This is a genomic window from Ewingella americana (assembly GCF_006438725.1).
In the GTDB taxonomy this organism is placed as follows: Bacteria; Pseudomonadota; Gammaproteobacteria; order Enterobacterales; family Enterobacteriaceae; genus Ewingella; species Ewingella americana_A.
Genome location: NZ_RCZD01000001.1, coordinates 130,088 through 154,229 on the forward strand (window position 1 = coordinate 130,088; position 24,142 = coordinate 154,229).

The window sequence follows — 24,142 nt, forward strand, 5'->3', positions numbered from 1 at the left end:
AAAATAAATAAACAACCATGGAAGGGAAAGTTTTGTCGCTTTTCACCTGAGGTAACATGCTTTACTTCAGCCGTAAAACCTTACCCCATCAACTACGGGGAATAATAAACGACGTTTTACCACCCTCTCATGGTTATCATTACTGAAGGAATATAAAACAATGAAATATACCCTATCCTCCCTGGCGATATTTGCAGGGCTAATGAGTCTGGCCCCCCTCTCGGCTTTAGCTGCCGATGGGCAAATTAACGTCGATTGTAGCTTCAGTCATATGAAACCCGATGACGCTATTCTGATGCCAGGTATGCCCGGCATGGCGATGTCGCATGACTTTGTGGGAAACCGTTCGACGGACGCGTTTTCTACAGCTGAAAGCTTATTACTTCATTCAGGCACTACCTGTGATAACGCGGCTGACAGTACCGGTTACTGGGTGCCCACCATGAAATTACCGAACGGTGAAATCGTTCACCCGTCTTATATCAAGAATTACTATCAGGCCAATAATGTACAGAATTATCCCATCAAGCCTTATCCACACGGTCTGCAACTGCTGGCGGGCAATCACCAAGGGACAGGCCCCAATCCACATGTAAGTTTCCTTTGTGCCAACGGCAATGGTTATACCAATACTGCCGACCAGATTTGCGGTCTGCGCGCCGCCGGGGACGCCGTACAATTCAACATCGGGGTAATGTTCCCGGATTGCTGGGACGGCGTTAATTTACCCGCCAAAGGCACCAATAACGCCGTTTACAGCACCAATGACCAATGCCCAGCTGATCATCCGGTTAAACTGGCAAAAGTAAACATGAACATCGCCTATGTCCTGCCACAAATTACATCACTGGATGTCAGTAAAATTCAGCTATCACTGGACCCCAAAGTGAGTGACATGAAAATAACCGAACTGTGGGGGAGTATATATACCGCACACGGTGACTTTATGAATGCCTGGACAGACGACGCAACGAAATTTATGGCTGACCGCTGCATAAATTACTCTATGGATTGTGGTACAAATATTCCGTATAGCTATTTTGATGCTGAAGCTGATACCTATGTCAGTAATCAGGCCGACAGTGATAAAAACTTTGGCACTGCTGCAACATTGATGGTTCAGGATGACTGGACTGGCGCAGGTCGCGACAAAAATAAACAAATGCTGGCATTAATGAAGTTCAAAATCCCGGCACAACCCACCAACATCGCTGATTATCCAGGAGTCTCCTTCAAGTATAAAATCCGTGTTTATGACGGTAATACCACTGACAGCGCGGCTGTTTCTATTTTCTTCTACCCAACCAATGATAACGCCTGGGACGAGAACAGCGTCACCTGGAATAATAAACCGGCATTTAACTACTCTGCAGATGGCAGCATATATATGGATAACGCACAGCAATTCCGTTATGTCGATGTCGATAAAGCCGTGCGTGCGGCTATCGCTGCAGGTAAAACCGAAGTGTCTTACTACATTGGGGGCGAACGTAATGGCCGTACCATTACAGTTGATTCACGAGAAAGTGGCAAAACACCCACGCTCATGCTGATTGGTTACCAGACCGTCACCGAACCTTAATCAGTGACGTTGGAATATGAGGACTAAGGCCTTATGTTTAAAAAAATCCCCCGGAAATTTCGGGGGATTTCACTTTTTTGAGTTTAGTAAATCACTTCACCATGCTTGTCGCGATACTCTTTCGGCGTCATGTCATACCCTTTTTTAAACACCGAATAGAAATATTGCAACGACGGGTAGCCGCACATTTGAGAAATCTCATTGATGGAAATCGACGTGGCCGTCAGTAAATTTCTCGCACGGTCCAGTTTCTCTTCATGGATCACCCCATGAATAGTTTGCCCGGTCTCATCTTTGAAACGCTTCTCAAGGTTAGATCGGGAAATACCGATGGCATCCAGCACTTGTTCAACTTTGATCCCTTTACAGGCGTGGTAACGAATGTAATGCATGGCCTGAATCACGGCCGGGTCGCGCAATGAGCGGAAATCCGTTGAGCGTCGCGCCATCACCTTTACCGGGGGCACAAGTATGCGCTGAAGCGGCAGTTCACGCTCATCAAGTAATTGATGCAGTAATTTTGCCGCACGATAACCCATTTGACGCGTACCCTGGACCACAGATGACAGCGCCACACGGGACAAATAGCGGGTCAGTTCCTCGTTATCAATTCCAATCACGCTGAGCTTCTCTGGCACCGGAATATCCAAATGTTCGCATACCTGTAAAAGATGGCGGGCGCGGGCATCGGTTACGGCAATGATTCCGGTCTGTTGCGGCAAGGTTTGCACCCAGTCAGCCAGACGATTCTGCGCATGCTGCCAGTTCTCCGGCGCGGTTTCCATTCCCTGATAGACCACTCCCTGATATTGCTCTGACGACACCAACTGACGGAACGCATACTCACGCTCCTGCGCCCAGCGCTTCCCCCCTGCATCTGGCAAACCGTAGAAGGCAAAGCGGTTGATACCCTTCTCCTTCAGGTGCATGAAAGCCGCTTCCACCAGCGCATAGTTATCGGTCGCAATATAATGTACTGGCGGGTAATCCTCTTCACGATGGTACGAACCGCCGACACCGACGATGGGCACTTTGAGATCTTTCAGTACCTGCTCAATCTCACGATCATCGAAGTCGGCAATAACGCCATCGCCAAGCCAGTCACGGATATTGTCGATACGGCAACGAAAGTCCTCTTCGATAAAAATATCCCAGTCGCTTTGAGACGCCTGCAAATATTCACCGACTCCTTCAACCACCTGCCGGTCGTAGACTTTGTTGGCATTAAATAACAATGTGATGCGATAACGCTTTTCAAACATGCCGGTCTCTCAATGCTAATGCCTGCAAAAAATAAGCCATACTCTTCCTACTACGGCCCGCCTGATTCAGCTCAATATCACAGCTCAGCAGCCGGGTGCAGCAAAAAGCCCGTGTTCTTTGACGCTTAGCAAATATTTTACTTCATATAGCGGTTCAGGCCCGGCGTTTGGTCGCAGAATCCATCCACACCGCCAGCAGCAAAATGGCCCCTTTGACGATGTACTGCCAGAACGTAGGGACATCGAGCATGCTCATGCCATTGTCCAGCGACGCCATAATAAAGGCCCCCATCACTGCCCCGGCCACGCTGCCCACCCCTCCGGCCAGACTGGTCCCCCCGATCACACAAGCCGCGATGGCATCCAGTTCGGCGATGTTCCCGGCGGAAGGCGACCCAGCCCCCAGACGTGAACTAAGAATTAAGCCAGCTATCGCAACCATCAGGCCATTTATCGCAAACACGGCCAGCTTGCTGCGCTCAACGTTAACACCGGATAACCGGGCAGCATCGATATTGCCACCGATAGCATAAATGCGACGCCCGAAGGAAGTCCGCGACGCCATAAACATGCCGCCGAGCATCAAGGCTACCAGCACTAGCACCGGCGTCGGCACCCCGCGATACTCGTTGAGCAGCAAGATGGCACCCATCGCGATAATGGCGGTCAGCGCCTGCCGGGTAACATCGCTTTTCACTTGCGTGAGCGGCAGCCCCAGTACAGCGCGCTGTTTACGCCTGCGCCATTGCCAACCAATAAACAAGGTTAAGGCCAGGGCACCAATACCAAAACCGAGGCCATTCGGCAGATAACTTTGACCAATCAGGGACATCTGAGGTGTGGTGGGTGCCACCGTGGTGCCGCTGGTAATACCGATTAAAATGCCACGAAATGCCAGCATCCCCGCCAATGTCACGATGAACGAGGGCACCTTGCGGTACGCCACCCACCAGCCGTTCCATGCACCCAGTAACAAACCGAGCAGCAGAGTCACCACAATGGTCAACGGCAGTGGCCAGCCAAACCACACATCAAAAATCGCGGCGACACCCCCCAGTAAACCCATCATAGAGCCGACGGAGAGATCGATTTCTGCCGAAATGATCACAAACACCATACCCACGGCCAGAATACCGGTGATGGCCGTCTGGCGCAGAAGGTTAGAGATGTTACGTGCACTGATATAAGCGCCGTCGGTAGTCAGCGAAAAAAATACAATGATCACTGCAATGGCGGCCAGCATGACATAGACCTGAAGGTTGATATTTTTCAGTCTCTGCCATGAAAATAACGACGGGTTCGTCACCGTTTCTGCGGTCATTAACGAAGCACCGACTGGGGGTAATTTAGACATGTGTTTCACTCCTTAATGCGGCTTCCATAACCTGCTGCTGGGTTAAATTGTTATTATTCAGACAGGCTTTGAGTTGCCCGAGATGCATGACCAGAACGCGATCGCTCAGCCCCAGCACTTCTGGCAGCTCAGAAGAAATAACAATGATCGCCATGCCCTGAGAGGCTAGCTGATTGATGAGTTTGTAGATTTCATGTTTTGCACCAACGTCAATGCCGCGTGTCGGTTCGTCAAGGATCAGAATTTTTGGTTTCAGCAGTAAACAACGGGCAAGAATGGCCTTTTGCTGGTTCCCACCGCTGAGACGACCAATGGCGAGCGTCGATGACGACGTTTTGATTTTAAGCTGGGTGACTGACTGGCTGATGGTTTGCTGTTCACGTGCATCGTTTATTACACCACCTACGGTAAAATCACCGAGTGCTGCCAGCGTGATATTGCTGCCTACCGCCATCACCGGAACGATACCGTCGCGTTTACGATCTTCCGGCACCATCGCAAGCCCCAGACGCATGGCATCACGGCAGTTTGAAATCTCCGCACGTTTGCCCGCCAGCCACACTTCCCCCTGCCAGCGACCGGGGTAGACGCCAAAAAGGCACTCCATGGTTTCTGAACGCCCGGCACCGACCAACCCCGCGACACCCAGCACTTCCCCTGCATGCAGCGTGAAACTGACATCATCCACCCGTTTGATATGGCGGTTAACCGGATGCCAGGCCGAGAGATGGGAGACCCGCAGCAGCTCTTCGCCTGCACGATGATGTCGTGGCGGAAACAGTTCCGTCAGTTCACGCCCGACCATCATGGCGATGATCTCCTGTTCGGCTATCCCGGCAGCGTCACGGGTGGCGATATGTTTGCCATCACGGATGACGCAAAGCTTGTCTGAAATAGCCCTGACTTCGTTAAGCTTGTGGGAGATGTAGATGCACGCGATGTCGTGATTACGCAGATCTCGGATGATATCCAGTAAGATCCCGGTTTCGCTCTCTGTCAGCGATGCAGTGGGTTCATCCAGCACCAGCAGACGCACCTGCTTATTCAGTGCTTTGGCGATTTCCACCAGTTGCCGCTGCCCGAGGCCCAGTTCGCCGACCAGTGTATGAGGGTCAATATCCAGTTTGACCTGTGCCAGCATTCTGCGACAGCGTAGAAACATCTGGTCGGTATCAAGCAGGCCATACTGCCCCCACTCATTACCCAAAAACATGTTTTCCAACACGCTCATCTGTTTCACCAGCGCCAGTTCCTGATGAATAATCGCAATGCCTTTTTGCTCGGTTTCGCGGATCCCTTTCGCCATCAGTTTCTCGCCAGAGAAATAAATCTCTCCCTCAAATGTCCCGAAAGGATAAATACCGCACAGCACCTTCATCAGGGTCGATTTACCCGAACCATTTTCGCCACATAGCGAGAGCACTTCTCCGGCGTCCAGCTGAATACTGATATTATCAACTGCCTTTACCATGCCAAATTGCTTGGTGATATTCCGCATCTCCAGCAGGCATGTTTTTTCCGGTGATCCAGACATAGATAATCCAGACATAATTAACCTCGCAGCACGCTGACACTTTCATTCGTTCTGAAAATGTCAGGGCCGCTCAATGACAGAAAAAATGCAAAAATAAAGATTACTTAAGGTCGGATTTTTTATGGAAGCCGTCGGCAATCACCGTGCTTTCAATATTATTTTTATCAACCTGAATAGGTGTTAACAAATAAGAGGGCACGTCTTTCTTACCGTTATTTAACGTCGCGTTGGATTTAGGTTTTTCCCCTTTGCCCAGTTGAACAGCAATTTCAGCCGCATCATTAGCCAGCTTAGTGATCGGTTTATAGACGGTCATGGTTTGTGTACCCGCCTGAATACGTTTGATCGCGGCAAGATCGGCATCCTGACCAGAAATAGCCACTTTGCCCGCCAGTCCCTGAGCAGAGAGTGCCTGAACTGCGCCACCTGCCGTTGCATCGTTGGAAGCCACCACCGCATCAATTTTATTGTTGTTCGCCGTTAATGCGTTCTCCATGATTTTTAGCGCATTTTCCGGTAACCAACCGTCAGCCCACTGGTCACCCACAATTTTTATTTTTCCGTCTTTGATTAGAGGGTTAAGTACTTTCATCTGCCCTGCGCGGAACAATTTGGCGTTGTTATCAACCGGTGACCCCCCCATCAAGAAATAGTTACCCTGCGGGACACGTTCAACCAGGCTTTGTGCCTGTAATTCACCGACTTTTTCGTTATCAAAGGAAATATAAAAATCAATATCGGCGTTGTTAATCATCCGGTCATAGGCCAGAACTTTAATGCCTTCCCGCTTGGCTTCTGCGATAACATTGCTCAGAACTTCACCGTTATAAGGAATGATCACCAGCACATCGACACCGCGATTGATCATGTTTTCAATCTGCGCCATCTGCGTCTCTTCATTGCCATTGGCTGATTGCACAAAGACATCAGCCCCCAGCGTTTTGGCTTTTGCTACAAATATATCCCTGTCTTTCTGCCAGCGTTCCAGACGTAAGTCATCGATTGCCATACCGATTTTAATTTCTTTTGCCATACCCGTTTGGCTGAAAAGGAGCATTGCGGTAGTTGCAGAGAGTAAAAATGTTTTTATTTTCATCTTCTAAGACCTTTTTTATAAAGAGGCAGGGAAAGAGAAACAAATTTATTAACAACCACAGGGAAGGTTGTCGCGAATGAATTGTTGTCGCTGCGTAAATATTCGGCAATTGCAGATTTTAACCCTCGCGTTACGTTTTTTAGTTTCTTTTCTAATATTTGATGAAGATCATGGTTTGATTGCAATGGACCTATTACCAGCACGGGCTTATTCGCGAAACATCGGAATTACTGAAAATTAATGAGGTTTAAACGGCTATTTTTGCGATCTAACGCACAGTTAATAATTAAGTTAATTTGAGTGTGAAATAACGTAATTGTGAGACGGCCTGACAACTCCGAAGATGATGGCTCTCACTCCCCAGCAGATCTGGGCCCGTATCCAAGGAGTTTTCAATGCACGCTTATTTCGACAAGCTTGACGCGGTTCGCTACGAAGGGATTAACAGCAAAAATCCTCTCTCATTCCGCCATTACAATCCGAATGAAGTTATTCTCGGCAAAACCATGGCCGAACATCTGAGATTTGCCGCTTGCTACTGGCACACATTCTGCTGGAACGGTTCAGACATGTTTGGGCTGGGTGCTTTTGACCGCCCATGGCAGCAACCGGGCGACGCGCTGGCGTTGGCGAAATGCAAAGCCGATGTGGCATTCGAATTCTTCCAAAAACTCAATGTACCTTACTACTGCTTCCATGACGTCGACGTTTCACCGGAAGGCAATTCGCTGAAAGAATACGTCAATAACTTTTCCGTCATGACCGATGTGCTGGCGCAAAAGCAAGAGAGCAGCGGCCTGAAACTGTTGTGGGGTACTGCAAACTGTTTCTCTAACCCGCGCTACGCGGCGGGTGCAGCCACCAATCCAGATCCTGAAGTATTTGCATGGGCCGCCACGCAGGTGTTCACGGCGATGAATGCGACCAAACAGCTGGGGGGTGAAAACTACGTGCTGTGGGGAGGACGTGAAGGTTATGAAACGCTGCTCAATACTGATTTGCGCCAGGAACGTGAGCAAATTGGTCGCTTTATGCAGTTGGTGGTTGAGCACAAACACAAAATCGGCTTCCAGGGTACCCTGCTGATTGAGCCAAAACCGCAGGAACCGACCAAGCACCAGTATGATTACGACGTTGCCTCAGTGTATGGTTTCCTGAAACAATTTGGTCTGGAAAAAGAGATCAAAGTGAACGTGGAAGCGAACCACGCTACGCTGGCAGGCCACTCATTCCATCATGAAATTGCCAACGCCATTGCTCTGGGGCTGTTCGGTTCCGTGGATGCTAACCGTGGTGACCCGCAATGTGGTTGGGATACCGACCAGTTCCCGAACAGCGTCGAAGAAAATGCGCTGGTGATGTATGAAATCATCAAAGCCGGGGGGTTCACCACCGGTGGTCTCAACTTTGATGCCAAAGTTCGCCGTCAAAGTACCGACAAGTATGACCTTTTCCACGGACACATTGGTGGCATGGACACGATGGCGCTGGCGCTGAAAGTCGCAGCTAAAATGATCACCGACGGTGAACTGGACAAACACGTTGCTCAGCGCTATTCCGGCTGGAATACCGAGTTTGGCCAGCAGATTTTGCAGGGTAAAATGTCTCTTGACGAATTGTCGACGTTTGCTCAGCAACATCAGTTAGCGCCGACGCATCAGAGCGGCCATCAGGAACAGCTGGAAAATCTGGTTAACCGTTACCTGTTCGGTTAATCACTACGCAGCACCCCAAAACGGCCCGGCCGAAAGAGCCGGGCAATAACCACTATTAATGTACTCGATAAATTTCAAACGACCGAAAAATAGCGGGTGCAGGAAGAGGTAGACATGTATCTCGGTATCGATCTCGGTACGTCCGGCGTAAAAGCCATTTTACTCAGCGAAGCCGGTCAGGTAGTCGCCACGCACAGTGAATCCCTCACCCTTTCCCGCCCTCACCCGTTATGGTCTGAACAAGATCCCGCAGACTGGTGGAACGCCACCGATAAAGCCATTATGGCGCTGGCGGCCACTCAGGATCTTTCGGGTGTCAAAGCCCTTGGGCTGACGGGCCAAATGCACGGCGCCACGCTGCTCAACGCACAAGGCAAAGTGTTACGCCCGGCCATTTTATGGAACGACGGGCGCAGTTTTGCACAATGTCTGGCGCTTGAAAAAGCGGTGCCGGAATCCCGCCATATCACCGGCAATGTGATGATGCCGGGTTTTACCGCACCTAAGCTGGCATGGCTAAAACAGAATGAACCCGACATTTTCCGCCAGGTAGACAAAGTGTTATTGCCGAAAGATTATCTCCGCTGGCGCATTACCGGCACTTTTGCCAGTGATATGTCAGATGCGGCGGGTACGATGTGGCTTGATGTTGCCAAACGCGACTGGAGTGACATTATGCTCAACGCCTGTTTCCTGCACCGTGACCAGATGCCAGCGCTGTTTGAAGGCAGCCAAATCACGGGGGAGGTATCCTTAGAACTGGCAAAACGCTGGGGTATCGGGTGTATTCCGGTGATTGCCGGTGGCGGTGATAATGCGGCAGGTGCCGTGGGTGTTGGCCTTTATCGGGCCGGTCAGGCCATGTTGTCGCTAGGGACATCGGGGGTCTATTTCGCAGTGAGTGAGGGCTTCCTCAGTAATCCTCAGCAGGCGGTGCACAGCTTCTGCCACGCCTTACCGAACACCTGGCATCTGATGTCGGTCATGCTCAGCGCTGCGTCCTGCCTCGACTGGGCAACAAAATTGACCGGTATGGCCTCGGTAGGTGATTTACTGAATCTGGTTGAACATTCCGCGCCCGCTGAAACGCCGGTCTGGTTCCTGCCGTATCTTTCCGGGGAACGAACACCGCACAACAACCCACAGGCTAAAGGCACACTGTTTGGCCTGACACATGAGCACGGCCCCGCTGATATTGGGCGCGCCGTACTTGAAGGTGTCGGTTTCGCCCTGGCTGAAGGTATGGATGCATTACATGCCACGGGCCTGAAACCGGACTCGATAATCCTGATCGGCGGAGGGGCGCGCAGCAGCTACTGGCGCCAGATGCTGGCAGATATTAGTGGTCAAACTCTTGAGTACCGTACCGGAGGCGATGTCGGCCCGGCACTGGGCGCCGCCAGACTGGCGCAAATTGCCATGAATCCGCAGAAATCCTTTGAGGCATTGCTTCCGGCGTTGCCTCTTGAACAAACGCATACGCCGGATGCCACAAAACACCACGCTTACAGCGCCCGGCGCAAAGTGTTCGGTGAGCTGTACCAGCGTTTGTTGCCATTGATGAGTTAACCTCTTGTCGAGGGGCCGGCACACGCCGGTCCCCGCCAAATAAACCCACCATAAAAAGCCGAATTTCCAAACTTCCCCACGCCAAAATGGCATACACTTCATTCATTAATTTCATACTCTGTTTTGTGGCACCGCTCACACTTTAATTGTATGATAAATGCGTCACCTTACTGGAATAAAGGCTATGCGCAACGTAATAACACTGCTATTACAATATATTCGGGCGTTCATATTAATTTACCTCTGCCTGTACGCAGGTATCGCTATTTCATCTCTGCTACCGCTCACTATCCCTGGCAGTATCATCGGTATGTTGATCCTGTTTACTCTGCTATCTACCCAAATTTTACCGTATCGCTGGGTAAAACCCGGCTGTAGCGTACTGATCCGCTACATGGCTTTACTGTTCGTGCCTATTGGGGTCGGGGTGATGAGCTATTACGACATATTGCGCAGTCAGTTTGGTCCGCTGGTGGTCTCTTGCATGATCAGTACACTGATTGTGCTGCTGGTGACCGCCTATTGTTCCCACTATGTTCATCGGGAACGCCCGGTGGTCGGCGAGACGGAGGAGAAACCATGACAGATATCTTGTGGTCGCTGCCCTTAACGCTGCTGGTGTTTTTTGCCACCCGCAAACTGGCGGTAAAACTCAAACTCCCGCTGCTGAACCCGTTATTGATGTCAATGGTGATCATCATCCCTTTGCTGCTGGTCACCCATATTCCTTATGCCCGTTATTTTGCAGGCAGCAAGATATTGAATGACCTGCTGCAACCCGCCGTGGTCGCACTGGCTTTTCCACTGTATGAACAACTGCATCAGATCCGCGCCCGGTGGAAGTCGATTATCAGCGTTTGCTTTATCGGCAGCGTAGTCGCGATGGTCACCGGTACAGCGATTGCATTATGGATGGGAGCCACGCCTGAAATTGCCGCGTCGGTACTGCCAAAGTCCGTCACCACACCGATTGCCATGGCGACGGCGCAATCCATCAACGGAATTCCGGCCATCAGTGCGGTGTGCGTTATTTTCGTCGGGATTTTAGGGGCAGTGTTTGGGCACACTATTTTGAATATTCTGCAGATAACCACCAAAGCCTCTCGCGGCCTGGCGATGGGAACCGCCTCTCATGCCTTAGGCACTGCCCGCTGCGCTGAGGTGGATTTTCAGGAAGGCGCTTTCAGTTCACTGGCGCTGGTCATTTGCGGGATCATTACCTCCCTGCTGGCGCCATTCCTGTTCCCCGTTTTATTGGCGGTATTTGGCTAGTCTCAAAAACCTTTTGGCAATGCCCGCCAATAAAAAGTTGTATGTCGCCCTGCCCTTAGCAAACAGAGCAACATACAAAACTGAGCTTACCCGGTTTAAGTACGCTCAGAAAAGCGGTGAAGACTGGGTGCTGGAAAGCACCCAGTGGAAAGGCAGGTCGTTAGGGAAGGGTTACGAATTCATCTTGAACAGTGACATGCTCTGCATGCTACTGAAGGTTTTGTACGACGCCTGCAATGCTACCTGCTGCAAGGTATAGGTCGAAATAGCGGCAGTCCAGTCGGTATTCACCAGTCCGCTGAGTTTGTCCGTGTTGGTCTGCGTGCGATCGGTGCCTAACGAATTCAGCTTATCAAGTTCATCCAACTGGGTGCCTAACTCGGAACGCACAGACAGCACGTTGTTCAGCGAGTTACGCAGACCACGGTTGGTTTTATCAATCGCAGCGGTGTAGTCGGTCGTGTTAGGGAAACTCTCTTTCGGGGTTTTCAGCGCGGTCAGCGCGGTATCAATGGTCTTAAACAGGTCTGACTCACCGGTTGAGCCGTCTGGTTCTTTCACCGCATCACCGGTCAGAGCGTTAAAAACCTGTGTACCAGAATGGCTGATAATCATAGTACGGCTGGCATCAACCTGCTGTGAAATAGGTTGTGCGCCTCCGCTGTAAGTCACCGCACCGGTAGTGGCATCAACGGTAAACGGGGCCTTATCACTGTTATAACCACCGAAGATATAGCGACCATTGCCGTCAGTGCTGTTAGCCAGGTTGACAATCTGATCCTTAATACCCTGTAACTTAGTTGCAAGGGTGGTACGGTCATCGTTACTAAGCGCGCCATCACCAGCCTGAACAATCAGGCTCTGAGCATCCAGAATACTGTTAGTGACGCCCGTCAGGATCGACTCTTCCTGGCTTATGCTTTGCGTAGCAAAAGTACGGGCTACGCCGTACTGGCTGTTTTCAGCCTCTGCCTGCTGAACCATTACAGCCTGAGAGGCCGCCAGAGGATCATCCGAAGGTTTATTGACACGTAAACCCGTTGCGACCTGCACGCCTGAGTCCTGGAAACGCGACTGTGCATTAAGGACGCTGTCCATGTTTTGCTGGTAAATCAAATTAGTACTAAGGCGCATGGCGTCAGTTCCTTATCACATTAAAGTTAAAAATTAACGGATGTTGATGATCGCGTCGAAGATAGTAGACGCCGTCTGAATCACCTGCGCATTAGCCAGATAATATTGCTGGTAGCGCTGTAAATCGCCGTACTCTTCATCGGTATTCACACCGGAAATTGACTGCTGTTGTGCACTCAATTGCGTGACGATATTGGTCTGCGCGGTATTGTTGGTTTTCAGGGTAGAGACCTGATTACCGACGTTACTCACCAGACTGGCATAAGCGCCTGAGAGCGTGGATTTACCTTCAACCAGTTTGGCCGTTTGTAAATCGAGCAGTTTCTGCGCGTTGCGGTTATCACTGGCCCCAATTTTACCGGTCGTTGCATCGACGGTACTGGCTGCCGCAATTTTAGAGGAATCGGTGATCGCCAGATTCAGACTGCCTGCCACACCGCTGACGGTTTTTACCGTGAAACTGTCTTTCGCGTTGGCTGTGCCGGTCACTGAGATACTCAGACCGTCGAAGTTCAGCGTCGGGTTGCCAGACGTATCCGTGCCTGCCGTTGGCGTAATATTGGCGCCATCTGAAGTTCGGGTCGCAGTCCAGGCTGTACCGTCATAAGACATAACATAATCGCTGGCTTTTACCGCTGACGAATCGCTGTATGTGACGCTCAACACGGCGGAGCCGGTGTTTTTGGTATTGGACACGGTCGCAGGCTGATTAAAGCTGAAGAAATTTCCACCCGGCTGGCTGTTCATATCAAAACCACCTTTATTGACGGTATTGAAGCTGTCACCCAACGTTAAAGCCAACTGCCCTAACTGATTAATTGCCGGCTCAAGGTTGTCTTTACGGAAGGCCAATACGCCACCCAGGGCACCGGTAGTGATGCGGCTTTCCGCAATCTCGGTCACTGAGCCATCGGGCTGTGTGACGCCCACGGTCAGTTTACTGGTATCGGCGCTGGAAGGGGTTGCCACGACAGTACGGGTATTAGAACCCTGGACTAACGGCACGCCGTTGGCGAAGGAGACGTTAAACGCATCGCCGTCCTGCTGGGTCACCGTAACACCCGCTACGTCGTTCAGTTGGCTCACCAGTTGATCACGCTGGTCGAGAAGCGCATTCGGCTCCTGACCAGTGGTACCGCGGGTAGTGGTAATTTGAGAATTCAGTTTGGCAATTTGCGACGCAAAATTGTTGATCTGGTTGACGTTATCGGTGATCTGCTGGTTCACACCATTGCTCATGTCGCTCAGGTATTTCGCGGAGCTGTTGAACTGCCCCGTCATGCCCTGTGCCTGACCGAGTACCGCCTGGCGTGAAGCGCTGTCGCCCGCGTTGCTGGTGAGCGTTTGCAGGCCAGTAAAGAACTTCTGCATGGTGCTCGCCAGGCTGGTGGTGGTGCTTGACAACAGATCATCAATTTGTCCGGCCTGCGTGGACTGTGTGGTCAGCGCGCTATTGATGGTGCTTGCACCCAATAACTGATTAACCACAAACGCATTGTATTCACGGTTGATGCTGCTGACGTTTACGCCATTACCGATATAACCTACCGCCGTATTGGTGCCGTTGCTCTGCCCAATAATCGCTGTCTGGCGGTTATAACCGGCCACGCTGACGTTGGCGATGTTGTTACTGACCGTACTGAGCGCAGCCTGCGCCGCATTCAGCCCGCTCATTGCGGTATTGATTAAGCTGTTGGACATGAGTGTTTTATCCCAGTGTGACGCCGGCTGACGTTTTTATATATTTAAGTGATATGAAAATCGGGAGCACTCCCTTTTCCCTGCAAGCGTTCTCGAAACTGATCTTTTTTTTCGAAACTCATCTTTTTTTCGAAACTAGAAGTGTTATCGGCTTAAGCGAGAGGAACTTGAGAGCAAATTGTCAGAAAATCTTACTCAAATCGGTGCTGTAAGCTTTGACGGCCTGCTGGCCCGCTCCTTTGATTTTCTGAATAACGCTGACCAGCTTGTCGGCATAGTTCGGATCGGTGGCATAACCCGCGGCCTGTAAGGCGTGTGCGGCCTGCTCTGGCGTTCCCGCTGCGGTAACCTGGGCATAGCGCGGGTTGCTGGTGAGCAATTTCACATAGTCGGATATCGCTTCGACGTAAGAGCCGTAAACACGGAAAGTGGCCTGCACTTTTTTCGCCACACCATTGGTGTATTCGGTGGTCATGACGTTAGTGGTCGGCCCGCTCCAGCTACTGCCTGCTTTGATCCCGAACAGGTTGAAGCTTTGTTTGCCATCCGTCGTCGGGATTTCCCGCTGGCCCCAGCCGGACTCCAGCGCGGCCTGCGCAACAATCAACTGATGCGAAATCCCGCTCTCTTTACTGGCGACCTGCGCCGGAATGCTTAGGCGGGAGACAAACTGCCCGCTGTCTTGTCCCAGTGGCGCGCCACCGGAAGTCCGGTCGGGCGCATTGGGTATGGCCTTGCGGATCATCTGTTCCATCGCCAGCAGCGGCAGGGTATTGAGTACGTCTTTATCCAGCGCCATCGGCACCGTACCCGCCAACTCAGACGGTTCAGGGTTTCCACCCGTCATCTGTTTGACCATCAAATCCGCCATGCCGAGGCCCTTTTCGGACATGTTCTGGGCAATTTGCTGATCGTACATCGATGTATAAAGCCGGGTCTGATCGCTGCTCAGTAAACCGTCCTGTGGCAAGGCAGAACGCATGCTTTTGAGCATCATCTGTACGAACACGCCTTCGAACTGCTTGGCGACTTCCTTGATGTGCGCCTGCGGATCTTTTTGCACTGCCAGCTTCAAACTATTCAGCGACTGCGTGTCATACGCAGCGCCGGACATCGACATAAGATCGCCCATCAGATGATTTCCAAATCAGCACGTAAACAACCCGCCGTTTTCATCGCCTGCAAAATTGACATCAGGTCGATAGGCGTTGCCCCCAGCGCGTTCAGCGTGCGCACCACATTGTTCAGACTGGCACTGGACTTGACCTGTTGCAATGAGCCACCCGACTGACGAACTGAGATGTTGGTGTTCGGTGTGACCACCGTCTGACCGCCACCAAAGGGGGTATTTGGCTGACTGACATCGTTCTGGCGGTCAACCACCACGGACAGATTCCCCTGAGCCACGGCGCAGGAGTCCAGCGTCACATCGCGATTCATCACCACCGAGCCGGTGCGCGAGTTAATGATCACTTTGGCGTCCATCGGGCCGACCGTCACATCGATGTTCTGGATCTGCGCCAAAATACGCACCTGTGAACTGTTGCCGCGCGGCACCATGACCCGGATGTTTCGCGCGTCCAGCGCAGTGGCTGAGCCCAGACCGCCCTGACGGTTAATGGCGTCAGTGACCTGCTGCGCCAGATTGAAATCTTCGTCATTAAGTTGCAGGTTGATCATCCCTTCGGCGCCAAAGGTGCTTGGCAGTTCGCGTTCAATGGTTGCGCCCGCAGTGATACGTCCGCCCGAGAGTTGGTTAACCGTCACGCTACTGCCACCGGATGACGCGCCAGCGCCACCCACCAGCACGTTACCCTGTGCCAGGGCATAAACCTGGTTGTCCACGCCTTTAAGCGGCGTCATCAGCAAGGTACCGCCGCGAATACTTTTGGCGTTACCCATCGAGGAGACCACAACGTCAATTGTCTGTCCGCTTTTGGAAAATGGCGGCATTTTTGCCGTCACCATGACCGCTGCGACGTTTTTCAACTGCATGTTGGTGCCCGCTGGCACAGTGATCCCTAACTGGGACAACATGTTGGTCAGCGTTTGAGTGGTAAATGGCGTCTGGGTGGTCTGGTCGCCGGAACCATCCAGGCCAACGACCAGGCCGTAGCCGATCAGGGCGTTATCACGCACGCCCTGAACGCTGGTAAGGTCACGAATGCGCTGTGCCGACGCGGGCAGAGCCATCACAGCACACAGCGTTAAGCACAGAATGCCGGGAAGGAGTTTTCTCATGATTGCCTCATTAATACGGCGAAAGATTAAGGAAGAACCGCTGCAACCAGCCCATGTTCTGCGCTTCATTGATGTAGCCGTTACCAACATATTCGATGCGGGCGTCCGCCACCTGCGTCGACACCACGGTGTTCGAGCCGCTGATAGTGCGCGGATTCACCACGCCGGAGAACCGGATAAACTCGGTACCCTGGTTAATTTCAATCTGTTTCTCACCCACAACATGCAGGTTGCCATTGGCCAGCACTTCGTTAACGGTCACGGTCAATGTTCCGCTGAAGGTGTTGTTGGCTGCAGCGCCACCTTTACCGCCGAAGGTGTTGTCTCCGCTCATGTCCATGTCGGCGCGGGCATTGCCGAATAATCCTGCGAGATAGCGCGGAGTCGTCGCGGAACTGAATTTGCTGGAACCATTGCGGGTGGCGTTGGCTGACGAGCTTTTGCTCGCGCTGACGTTTTCCTGCAACACAATGGTCAGGGTATCGCCGATGTTACGTGGTCGACGATCTTCAAACAGGGGCTGATAGCCATAGTTCATCGGCTGAACGGACTGGAAAATCGAACCGTTCGGTACCGGTGGTGCCGCCGGGGCCGGTTGGGCCGAGGTTGTCCCCTCCACCAGCGGTTTATGCGGAAAATACGCGCATCCATTGAGCAGCAAGGTCACTAAAAGTGGCAGAGCCAACACGCCGTGTCGGTGAAAGTGCGCGCTATTTACCGACGTAAATTTCATGGTCACCACAGATATCGCCTTAACTTAAAAGTATCTACTTTACTAAGGGCACAGGACCTGGAGGGGTCCGTGTGCCCTGCTTACATCAATGACAACATCCCCAAGGGGATTTTTATAATTGCGTTAGCTTCTGCAACATCTGGTCGGACGTTGATACGGCTTTACTGTTGATCTCGTAGGCGCGTTGGGTCTGAATCATGTTGACCAGCTCTTCCGCCACGTTAACGTTTGAGGTTTCAACGTAACCCTGATAGAGCAAACCGGCACCGTTCAGCCCGGGAGTACTTTCAATGGGTGCGCCGGAACTTTGGGTTTCCTGATACAGGTTTTCACCCATCGATTCCAGGCCGCTGTCATTGATGAACGTACTCAGTGTCAGTTGACCTACCTGCTGCGCCGCAGTCTGTCCCTGTTGGGTGACGCTGACGATACCGTCGCGACCCACGGTGATAGACAGAGCGTTAGCAGGAATAGTGATGGCCGGGATCACCTGATAGCCACTTGAGGTCACCAACTGACCGTTTTGGTCAACCTGGAATGAACCATCGCGGGTATATGAAGTGGTGCCGTCAGGGAGTTGTACCTGGAAGAAACCCTGCCCTTTGATGGCAATATCTTTGCTGTTGTTGGTCTGGGACAGGTTGCCCTGGGCATGTAGACGCTCAGTGGCAACCGGACGCACACCCGTACCAATTTGCAGACCGGACGGCAGATTGGTCTGCTCGGAAGACTGCGCACCGGGCTGACGGATAGTCTGGTACAGCAAATCTTCAAACACCGCACGCTGGCGTTTGAAGCCATTGGTACTGACGTTGGCCAGGTTGTTGGCGATCACGTCCATGTTGGTTTGCTGCGCGTCAAGGCCAGTCTTCGCGATATAAAGCGATGGGATCATGTTGTTACTCCTCTGCTGTCATCAGCTCAACGACAGCAGCTCGTTGGCGCGTTGTTCGTTCTCATCCACACTGTGGATGACCTTCATTTGCATTTCGAAGCGACGGGCGTTGGCAATCATGTCAACCATGGTTTCCACCGGTTTGACATTGCTGCCCTCCAGCGTACCTGGCATCACATGGATGCTCGCATCAGCCTGCAAGGCATTGCCCCTGGCCTGCGCCGTGGCCGGGGTGAGACGGAACATGCCGTCATCACCACGCGTCACTTCGTTACCCGCGGCTTTCACCAGTTTCAACTTGCCGAGCTGCCCCATGGTATTGGGATCAGCGCCCGCCTCGAGCACCGCGATGGTGCCATCTGACGAGATGGTCAGCTGCGCACCCGGCGGCACTTCGATCGGGCCGTTATCGCCCATGACCGGATTGCCCTGAATGGTCAGTTGATTGGTCGGTGACACCTGAAGGTCACCATTGCGGGTATAGGCTTCGGAACCGTCAGGCATCTGCACCGCCAGAAAGCCGTCTTGCTGCAACGCCACGTCCAGCGGGCGTCCGGTGTAGTTAAGCTGTCCCTGCGTCATGTCAGCACCCGGCGTTGAAGCCGTCACTAACGTGCGTGTTTCGAGACTTGGCCCGTTCACCGGTACAGCCCGCAGAGCCATCAGTTGTGCGCGAAAACCCGGCGTTGAAGCATTCGCCAAATTACTCGCGGTGACCGACTGCTGGTTCAGCGTCTGGCTGGCGGCGCCCATCGCGGTGTAGATTGCGTGATCCATAGTGCGTTCCTGTTCCGTCTGTCATCTAAAACGCGTCATTCACTGCGATTAACGCAGGTTGACCAGCGTGTTCAGGATCGAGTCCTGAGTTTTGATGGTTTGCGCGTTCGACTGGTAATTACGCTGAGCCACAATCATGTTGACCAGTTCTTTACTCAGGTCGACGTTCGAGGCTTCCAGTGCACCACTGGTCATGCTACCGAACCCACCCGTACCCGCGATGCCCGTAATTGGCTGGCCGGAAGACTGGGTGGAGGACCACACGTTGTCGCCTTCAGATTTCAGACCTTCGGGGTTGGAGAAGTTGCTCAACACGACCTGGCCCAGCAGTTGGGTTTGGCGGTTGGAATAGACACCAGCGATAGTGCCGTCATCGTTAATCTGATAACCGGTCATCTGGCCTGCAGCGTAACCATCCTGCTTAAGCGTACCGATGCTGTTGCTGCCGGTGTTCTGCTGAATACTGCCCTGGAAGCTCAGCGCCACGGTTTGCGGGGTGGCCGCGCCGTTGGTGCTGGTGTTCATTGGCAGAGCCAGTGTGGTCGCCGGTGTCGTCACAACGCCCGCTGCGTCAGCGGTGCTGACCAACGTACCGCTGGTGCTGAAGTTCAGGCTGCCGATTTTACCCGCAGTAGAACCGGTGACGCTGCTGTCTTGTGAGTAAACATCCCACGAGTTCGCCACCGTCGCCGACTTCACAAAGTACACGTTGTTGTCGTGTGAATTGCCCAGTGAATCGTAGGTGGTGATGGTGTTGACATAGTTGTAGCTGGTCGGGTCTGAACTGGAGAAGGTCGCGGTGGCTGGCGTTTTGTCTGTCGAGTTCAGGTTGGCCGCCATGGTCCCGGTGGTGGTCGCCTTGGCGATCATCATGGTGTTCGGGATGTTCAATGCCACAGGCTGCGCACCCTGCGCGATGGTCGGTGGTGTGCCGGTGGCCGGGTAACCGGTCACACTCAGGCCCTGCGAGTTAACCAAATTGCGGTTTTCGTCGAGGGAAAGCTGGCCGTTACGCGAATAGAACACGCCACCGTTGGCGTCGGTCATACGGAAAAAGCCATTACCGCTCAGTGCAACGTCCAGACTACGGTTGGTGGTGGTGGTGGTGCCGTCGCTGAAATCCTGAGTAATGGCCGCAACTTTCACGCCCATACCGGTTTGTGAACCGGCAAACATATCGGCAAAAGACGCGGTCGCAGATTTAAAGCCAGACGTGGCGGAGTTGGCAATGTTGTTACCAATCACGTCCAGGTTTGACGATGCTGCGTTCAGGCCGCTGACTGCTTGGGAAAAGCTCATGGTCTGCTCCAGGTTACTGTGTGTAGTTGCTGCATGAAGTTAACGTTATTAGCCCCTCACCCTGCATGGGGAGGAGCCAACGGCTTACAAAATTTGTCGCACGTTGGCCAGAGTACTGGTGCCGCGAACGCCGAGATCCAGCACTGCGCCGGACGTGTCGTTGGTGACGCCATTGACCAGCGCGTAGTTCAGCGTAGAGGCCACCATCTGCTCGCCGCCACTGGTGGCGTTGACGCTGAAGCTGTAACTGCCATCCACTGCCGTGGTGCCGTCATCCTGCTTGCCATCCCAGGAATAACTGTGAACGCCCGCTGTCTGCGCGCCGAGGTTGAGGGTTTTCACCACTTTGCCGTTCGAATCGCTGATGGTGACAGTGGTGGTATCTACAGAGCGTTCCAGTTCCAGTCCAAATGGCGTCGTGCTGACGGTGCCAGCGGAGGTGCCGACCAGAATGGCTTTGCCCGCCACCATCACACCATGACCAATCAGCGACGTCGCCTGTACAGACTGGTTGCTGTTGATCTGGCCGGAAATGCTGCCAAGCGTGGTGTTGAGTTTTTCAATACCGCTGACGGTATTGATCTGCGCCAACTGGCTGGTGAGCTGGGCGTTATCCATCGGGTTGGTCGGATCCTGGTTCTTCAACTGCGCGACCAGCAGCGTCAGAAAGTTACTCGACAGATCATCGGCCGTTGATTTAGTGGTCGTGGTGCCCGTGGTGGAAATCGTGTTGTCGGTGGTGTCGTTGATCGAGCTTAAAACAGACATAAGACGCTCCGTTATTGACCCAGTGTCAGGGTTTTCAACATCAACGACTTGGTGGTATTCAACACCTCAACGTTGGCCTGATAGCTACGGGAAGCTGAGATGGTGTTCACCATTTCGCTGACCACATCCACGTTAGGCATTTTCACGTAACCTTTGGCATCGGCCATTGGGTTACCGGGCTGATAGACCAGACGCATCGGCGCCGGGTCATCGACCACTTCTGCCACTTTCACTCCACCGGTTTCCTGCCCCGGTGCAGCGTTAACCTGAAACACCACTTGCTTTGCGCGATACGGCTGACCATCCGGTCCGGTCACGCTGTCGGCGTTGGCCATGTTACTGGCGCTGACGTTCATGCGTTGCGACTGGGCAGAGAGCGCCGATCCGGCAATATCAAAAATACTGAGCATCGACATGCGGGTTATCCTTGAAGTACCGACATCATCCCTTTCACCTGGCCGCCAAGCACGGTCAGATCGGTTTGATATCGCACACTGTTGTCGGCGAAGTTGGTACGTTCACGGTCCATATCGACCGTGTTGCCATCCATTGACGGTTGGTCCGGGATGCGGTACATCAGGTCCAGATCCGCGCCCGCGCTGGTAGACGCGGGAATATGACGCTGATTAGTCAACTCCAGCGACATCCCGCTGCCATTAGCACGGCCCGCTTCCATCACTTTTTGTAGCTGGCTGGCGAAATCGATGTCCCGCGCCTGATACCCAGGGGTATCCGCGTTGGCAATGTTCGCCGAGAGTATTTCCTGCCGCTGGGCGCGCAAGTTGAGCGCTTCCTGTTGGAACTGTAGTGCGGCGTTCAATTTGTCGAGCATGCGCCCTCCGCAAAATGAGAATTTGGAGCCGACAGCATAGATCCCCTGGTCAACAACCTATCGTGGGAATAAGCGCAAAATGCCCCGCTATTTGTCGCATTAGGAAATCTAAACTGCGGGTAGACTTGTCGTCAGAAGTGGGAATTCCACAACGGTGATCATGGCGGGGGAAACAGCGTGATGAACAAGCGGAGGATCGAGAAATGCGGGCGGGTACTGAGCCTATGCCTTGGGCTAATCCCTGCGCTAACGCTGGCTGCACCAGTGCAGCCCGTGGAGGTCTCATCCAATAGCGACACGCTGTTTGCCGGACAGATTCAGCAGTTTTTCCAACAGCAATATGCCAGTAGCGGGATGCAGGTGACGACGGTGGTCACCACGCCTGCGGCGCGTCAGCCACAGTGCTTATCGCCGCAATTTTCGCTGTCACAGAATGCCCGCAGTTGGGGCAACGTATCGGTGGCGGTGAATTGCAACGGACAAAAAAGCTATGTGCAGGCCAAGGTGCAGGTCAGTGGGACTTATTGGGTGGCGGCGCGTAATGTCGCGTCAGGCGCTCATCTCAGTGCAGCGGATATGCAGCAAAAAAGCGGCCGGCTGGATTTATTGCCACCACGCGCTATCCTTGAGAGCCAGCAGGCGTTAAATGCGGTGACGATGCGTAACATTAATATCGGCCAGCCGTTAACGCTGTCGATGTTGCGACGCCCGTGGATGGTTCACGCCGGTCAGCAGGTCCAGGTACAGGCTACGGGCAGTGGTTTCAATGTCTCGAGTGCTGGGAAAGCGATGAATAATGCTGCCGCGGCAGAGACTGTACGGGTCAGAATGCCATCTGGCCAAATCGTTAACGGTACGGTCGGCGCGGATGGCACAGTAAGTATTGCAATTTAAACCAGGCAACATGCGGGCGCACAATTACAATCATCTCTATTACAATAAAGACTAAAGTTTTTCTGTGAAATGACGATAACTTATTATCAACGCCATATCCGGCGGTTTTATTTGTTTTCGTCAGCGGATTATCAGTTAACTGATCCGCCCTATTGGGAGAAGTATAATGAGTATTGAACGTACACAGGCATCGCAGTCTGTCAGCCCGATCCAGCAGCGCGATCCATCCGACGTTGCAGCACAAGCGACTAAAAAAGAGAGTAACGTTGCGGCCCCGGTTAGCGGCACTGCCGTAACACTGAGCGATGCGCAGGCCACCCTGACACAATCAAGCTCACAAGATATCAATACTGCCCGCGTGGAACAGCTGAAACAGGCTATCCGTGATGGCAAGTTGACCATGGATACCGGCAAAATTGCCGATGCGCTGTTGCAAGACACCCAGGCTTACCTGAAGACGAATTAAGTTGTAAGTAAGGTGAGCTCTACGGTGTTTACGTTGAAAGGTAATGAAGCCCGATGAAGACTTTTATCAAGACCATGAATATGTTGGTTGAAACGCTGCAATCCCTGGATTTGATCATCAATCATGAACAAACCCTGCTCTGTTCCGGGCGTGTAAACGGAGTCGCTTTGCAGCACATCACCGAGCAGAAAAGTTCATTACTCACTACCGTAGATTACCTTGATAAACAGCGCCGTGAACACGACGTCAGGCTCAAACAAACCGCGCCCTATTCTCGTCAGCCCGAAATTGCCAACATGTGGAAGACTGTGGTGCAACTCAGTCAAAAGCTTAGCCACATCAACCGCCACAACGGCATGTTGCTCGATAAGCAACTGGCGTATAACAGCCAGGCAATGGCGATCCTCAACGCCAGCCAAACTCAGAAACTGTACGGTCCTAATGGACAAACCTCTGTCAGCGGACAGTCTGTACGTAAGATTTCAGTTTAACGACTGGGTTCGTTCCGCTCTTCTGATCTCGCCTTCTTTGCCGATTCGTAGACAAAAAAATATCACCGACCGGTGATATCTTTCTTTTCTGCGCAAGGGCATCCGTCAATTCAGCGATAGTTCACGATTATCTGTTGGCTAATAATCCGCAGCGGCGGATTGAGCCGGCCCTTTCCTTCCACAAAAAATATCATCTGGAAAGCAGACTGGGCAGATTGCCCATAAAACGCACGCGTCTGGCCGCTGGCACCATCAAGCTCGGCACAACGGTTGTTGGTATTGCACAGTCTGACCTGCAAACCGGCAGGCTGAGGGCCGTATAAACGATAGTTCCAACTGACAGAGTCAATAGACGCAGACGCGGTTTGCATCACGGGCGCGCTGGCAGGAGGGTTAAGCGCCGGGGTTGAACGCATCACGCCCCGGTTTTGCAGCGTCACGCCCTGCTGGCTGTCCGACCATGAGCCAGAGGCCGCGTGAGACGCAGAGCAGCCCAGCGCAAGCGCCGCCAGCGCATACCTCAACAC

24 protein-coding genes are annotated in these 24,142 nt (G+C 52.7%); 8 read left to right on the forward strand and 16 right to left on the reverse strand.

Features of this window, described 5'->3' with window-relative positions; genetic code table 11:
* Positions 1-160: 160 nt before the first annotated feature.
* Positions 161-1,582, forward strand: a complete 1,422-nt coding sequence (locus tag EAH77_RS00595) for a DUF7594 domain-containing protein (RefSeq protein ID WP_140469872.1) — start codon at positions 161-163, stop codon at positions 1,580-1,582.
* A gap of 83 nt (positions 1,583-1,665) precedes the next feature.
* Here the strand turns inward: EAH77_RS00595 and xylR are convergent, their stop codons facing one another.
* The 4 genes from xylR to xylF form a co-directional block, all read right to left on the reverse strand.
* A complete protein-coding gene (gene xylR, locus EAH77_RS00600; protein WP_140469873.1) occupies positions 1,666-2,844 on the reverse strand; it encodes a D-xylose utilization transcriptional activator XylR in 1,179 nt (392 codons plus the stop codon).
* Between the two features lie 154 nt (positions 2,845-2,998).
* Complete coding sequence (gene xylH, locus EAH77_RS00605; protein WP_431306738.1) at positions 2,999-4,198, reverse strand: xylose ABC transporter permease XylH; 1,200 nt, start codon at positions 4,196-4,198, stop codon at positions 2,999-3,001.
* The gene (locus EAH77_RS00610) at positions 4,191-5,732 is read right to left on the reverse strand and encodes a xylose ABC transporter ATP-binding protein (RefSeq protein WP_140469874.1); all 1,542 of its coding nucleotides are present in this window, start codon (positions 5,730-5,732) and stop codon (positions 4,191-4,193) included. Before EAH77_RS00610 ends, xylH begins: the two co-directional genes overlap by 8 nt.
* A gap of 100 nt (positions 5,733-5,832) precedes the next feature.
* A complete protein-coding gene (xylF, locus tag EAH77_RS00615; protein ID WP_140469875.1) occupies positions 5,833-6,828 on the reverse strand; it encodes a D-xylose ABC transporter substrate-binding protein in 996 nt (331 codons plus the stop codon).
* Positions 6,829-7,223: 395 nt separating this feature from the next.
* Here xylF and xylA point away from each other — a divergent pair, with 395 nt between their 5' ends.
* From xylA to EAH77_RS00635, 4 genes are all read left to right on the forward strand, one after another.
* Complete coding sequence (xylA, locus tag EAH77_RS00620; RefSeq protein WP_140469876.1) at positions 7,224-8,543, forward strand: xylose isomerase; 1,320 nt, start codon at positions 7,224-7,226, stop codon at positions 8,541-8,543.
* 114 nt (positions 8,544-8,657) lie between these two features.
* A complete protein-coding gene (gene xylB, locus EAH77_RS00625) occupies positions 8,658-10,112 on the forward strand; it encodes a xylulokinase (RefSeq protein ID WP_140469877.1) in 1,455 nt (484 codons plus the stop codon).
* A 184-nt stretch (positions 10,113-10,296) separates the two neighbouring features.
* Complete coding sequence (locus EAH77_RS00630; protein WP_140469878.1) at positions 10,297-10,695, forward strand: CidA/LrgA family protein; 399 nt, start codon at positions 10,297-10,299, stop codon at positions 10,693-10,695.
* Positions 10,692-11,384, forward strand: coding sequence for a CidB/LrgB family autolysis modulator (locus tag EAH77_RS00635; RefSeq protein ID WP_140469879.1), 693 nt, complete (start codon positions 10,692-10,694; stop codon positions 11,382-11,384). The genes EAH77_RS00630 and EAH77_RS00635 overlap by 4 nt, the downstream gene beginning before the upstream one ends.
* Positions 11,385-11,555: 171 nt before the next feature.
* On the opposite strand, the gene flgL is transcribed toward EAH77_RS00635, so the two are convergent.
* From flgL to flgB, 11 genes are all read right to left on the reverse strand, one after another.
* A complete protein-coding gene (gene flgL, locus EAH77_RS00640; protein WP_140469880.1) occupies positions 11,556-12,518 on the reverse strand; it encodes a flagellar hook-associated protein FlgL in 963 nt (320 codons plus the stop codon).
* A gap of 33 nt (positions 12,519-12,551) precedes the next feature.
* Positions 12,552-14,219, reverse strand: coding sequence for a flagellar hook-associated protein FlgK (gene flgK, locus EAH77_RS00645; protein ID WP_140469881.1), 1,668 nt, complete (start codon positions 14,217-14,219; stop codon positions 12,552-12,554).
* Positions 14,220-14,400: 181 nt separating this feature from the next.
* The gene (flgJ, locus tag EAH77_RS00650; RefSeq protein WP_194150471.1) at positions 14,401-15,354 is read right to left on the reverse strand and encodes a flagellar assembly peptidoglycan hydrolase FlgJ; all 954 of its coding nucleotides are present in this window, start codon (positions 15,352-15,354) and stop codon (positions 14,401-14,403) included.
* The gene (locus tag EAH77_RS00655; protein ID WP_140469883.1) at positions 15,351-16,460 is read right to left on the reverse strand and encodes a flagellar basal body P-ring protein FlgI; all 1,110 of its coding nucleotides are present in this window, start codon (positions 16,458-16,460) and stop codon (positions 15,351-15,353) included. The genes flgJ and EAH77_RS00655 overlap by 4 nt, the downstream gene beginning before the upstream one ends.
* Before the next feature lie 10 nt (positions 16,461-16,470).
* Positions 16,471-17,193, reverse strand: coding sequence for a flagellar basal body L-ring protein FlgH (locus EAH77_RS00660; RefSeq protein WP_140470328.1), 723 nt, complete (start codon positions 17,191-17,193; stop codon positions 16,471-16,473).
* A gap of 112 nt (positions 17,194-17,305) precedes the next feature.
* Positions 17,306-18,088, reverse strand: a complete 783-nt coding sequence (flgG, locus tag EAH77_RS00665) for a flagellar basal-body rod protein FlgG (RefSeq protein ID WP_140469884.1) — start codon at positions 18,086-18,088, stop codon at positions 17,306-17,308.
* A 21-nt stretch (positions 18,089-18,109) separates the two neighbouring features.
* On the reverse strand, positions 18,110-18,865 hold the full coding sequence (locus EAH77_RS00670; protein ID WP_140469885.1) for a flagellar basal body rod protein FlgF: 756 nt from the start codon (positions 18,863-18,865) through the stop codon (positions 18,110-18,112).
* 48 nt (positions 18,866-18,913) lie between these two features.
* A complete protein-coding gene (gene flgE / locus EAH77_RS00675; protein WP_140469886.1) occupies positions 18,914-20,164 on the reverse strand; it encodes a flagellar hook protein FlgE in 1,251 nt (416 codons plus the stop codon).
* A gap of 84 nt (positions 20,165-20,248) precedes the next feature.
* The gene (gene flgD, locus EAH77_RS00680; RefSeq protein WP_140469887.1) at positions 20,249-20,932 is read right to left on the reverse strand and encodes a flagellar hook assembly protein FlgD; all 684 of its coding nucleotides are present in this window, start codon (positions 20,930-20,932) and stop codon (positions 20,249-20,251) included.
* Positions 20,933-20,943: 11 nt separating this feature from the next.
* A complete protein-coding gene (gene flgC / locus EAH77_RS00685) occupies positions 20,944-21,348 on the reverse strand; it encodes a flagellar basal body rod protein FlgC (protein WP_140469888.1) in 405 nt (134 codons plus the stop codon).
* A 5-nt stretch (positions 21,349-21,353) separates the two neighbouring features.
* Positions 21,354-21,764 (reverse strand): flagellar basal body rod protein FlgB, encoded by a 411-nt coding sequence (gene flgB / locus EAH77_RS00690; protein ID WP_140469889.1) that lies wholly within the window; start codon positions 21,762-21,764, stop codon positions 21,354-21,356.
* A gap of 180 nt (positions 21,765-21,944) precedes the next feature.
* Here flgB and flgA point away from each other — a divergent pair, with 180 nt between their 5' ends.
* From flgA to EAH77_RS00705, 3 genes are all read left to right on the forward strand, one after another.
* Complete coding sequence (gene flgA, locus EAH77_RS00695; RefSeq protein WP_140469890.1) at positions 21,945-22,658, forward strand: flagellar basal body P-ring formation chaperone FlgA; 714 nt, start codon at positions 21,945-21,947, stop codon at positions 22,656-22,658.
* Between the two features lie 166 nt (positions 22,659-22,824).
* Complete coding sequence (gene flgM / locus EAH77_RS00700) at positions 22,825-23,124, forward strand: flagellar biosynthesis anti-sigma factor FlgM (RefSeq protein ID WP_140469891.1); 300 nt, start codon at positions 22,825-22,827, stop codon at positions 23,122-23,124.
* A 53-nt stretch (positions 23,125-23,177) separates the two neighbouring features.
* Positions 23,178-23,615: a flagella synthesis protein FlgN gene (locus EAH77_RS00705; protein ID WP_140469892.1), complete on the forward strand. Its 438-nt coding sequence runs from the start codon at positions 23,178-23,180 to the stop codon at positions 23,613-23,615.
* Positions 23,616-23,725: 110 nt separating this feature from the next.
* Here EAH77_RS00705 and EAH77_RS00710 read toward each other — a convergent pair whose 3' ends face one another.
* Positions 23,726-24,142 (reverse strand): flagellar protein FlhE, encoded by a 417-nt coding sequence (locus EAH77_RS00710; protein ID WP_241673366.1) that lies wholly within the window; start codon positions 24,140-24,142, stop codon positions 23,726-23,728.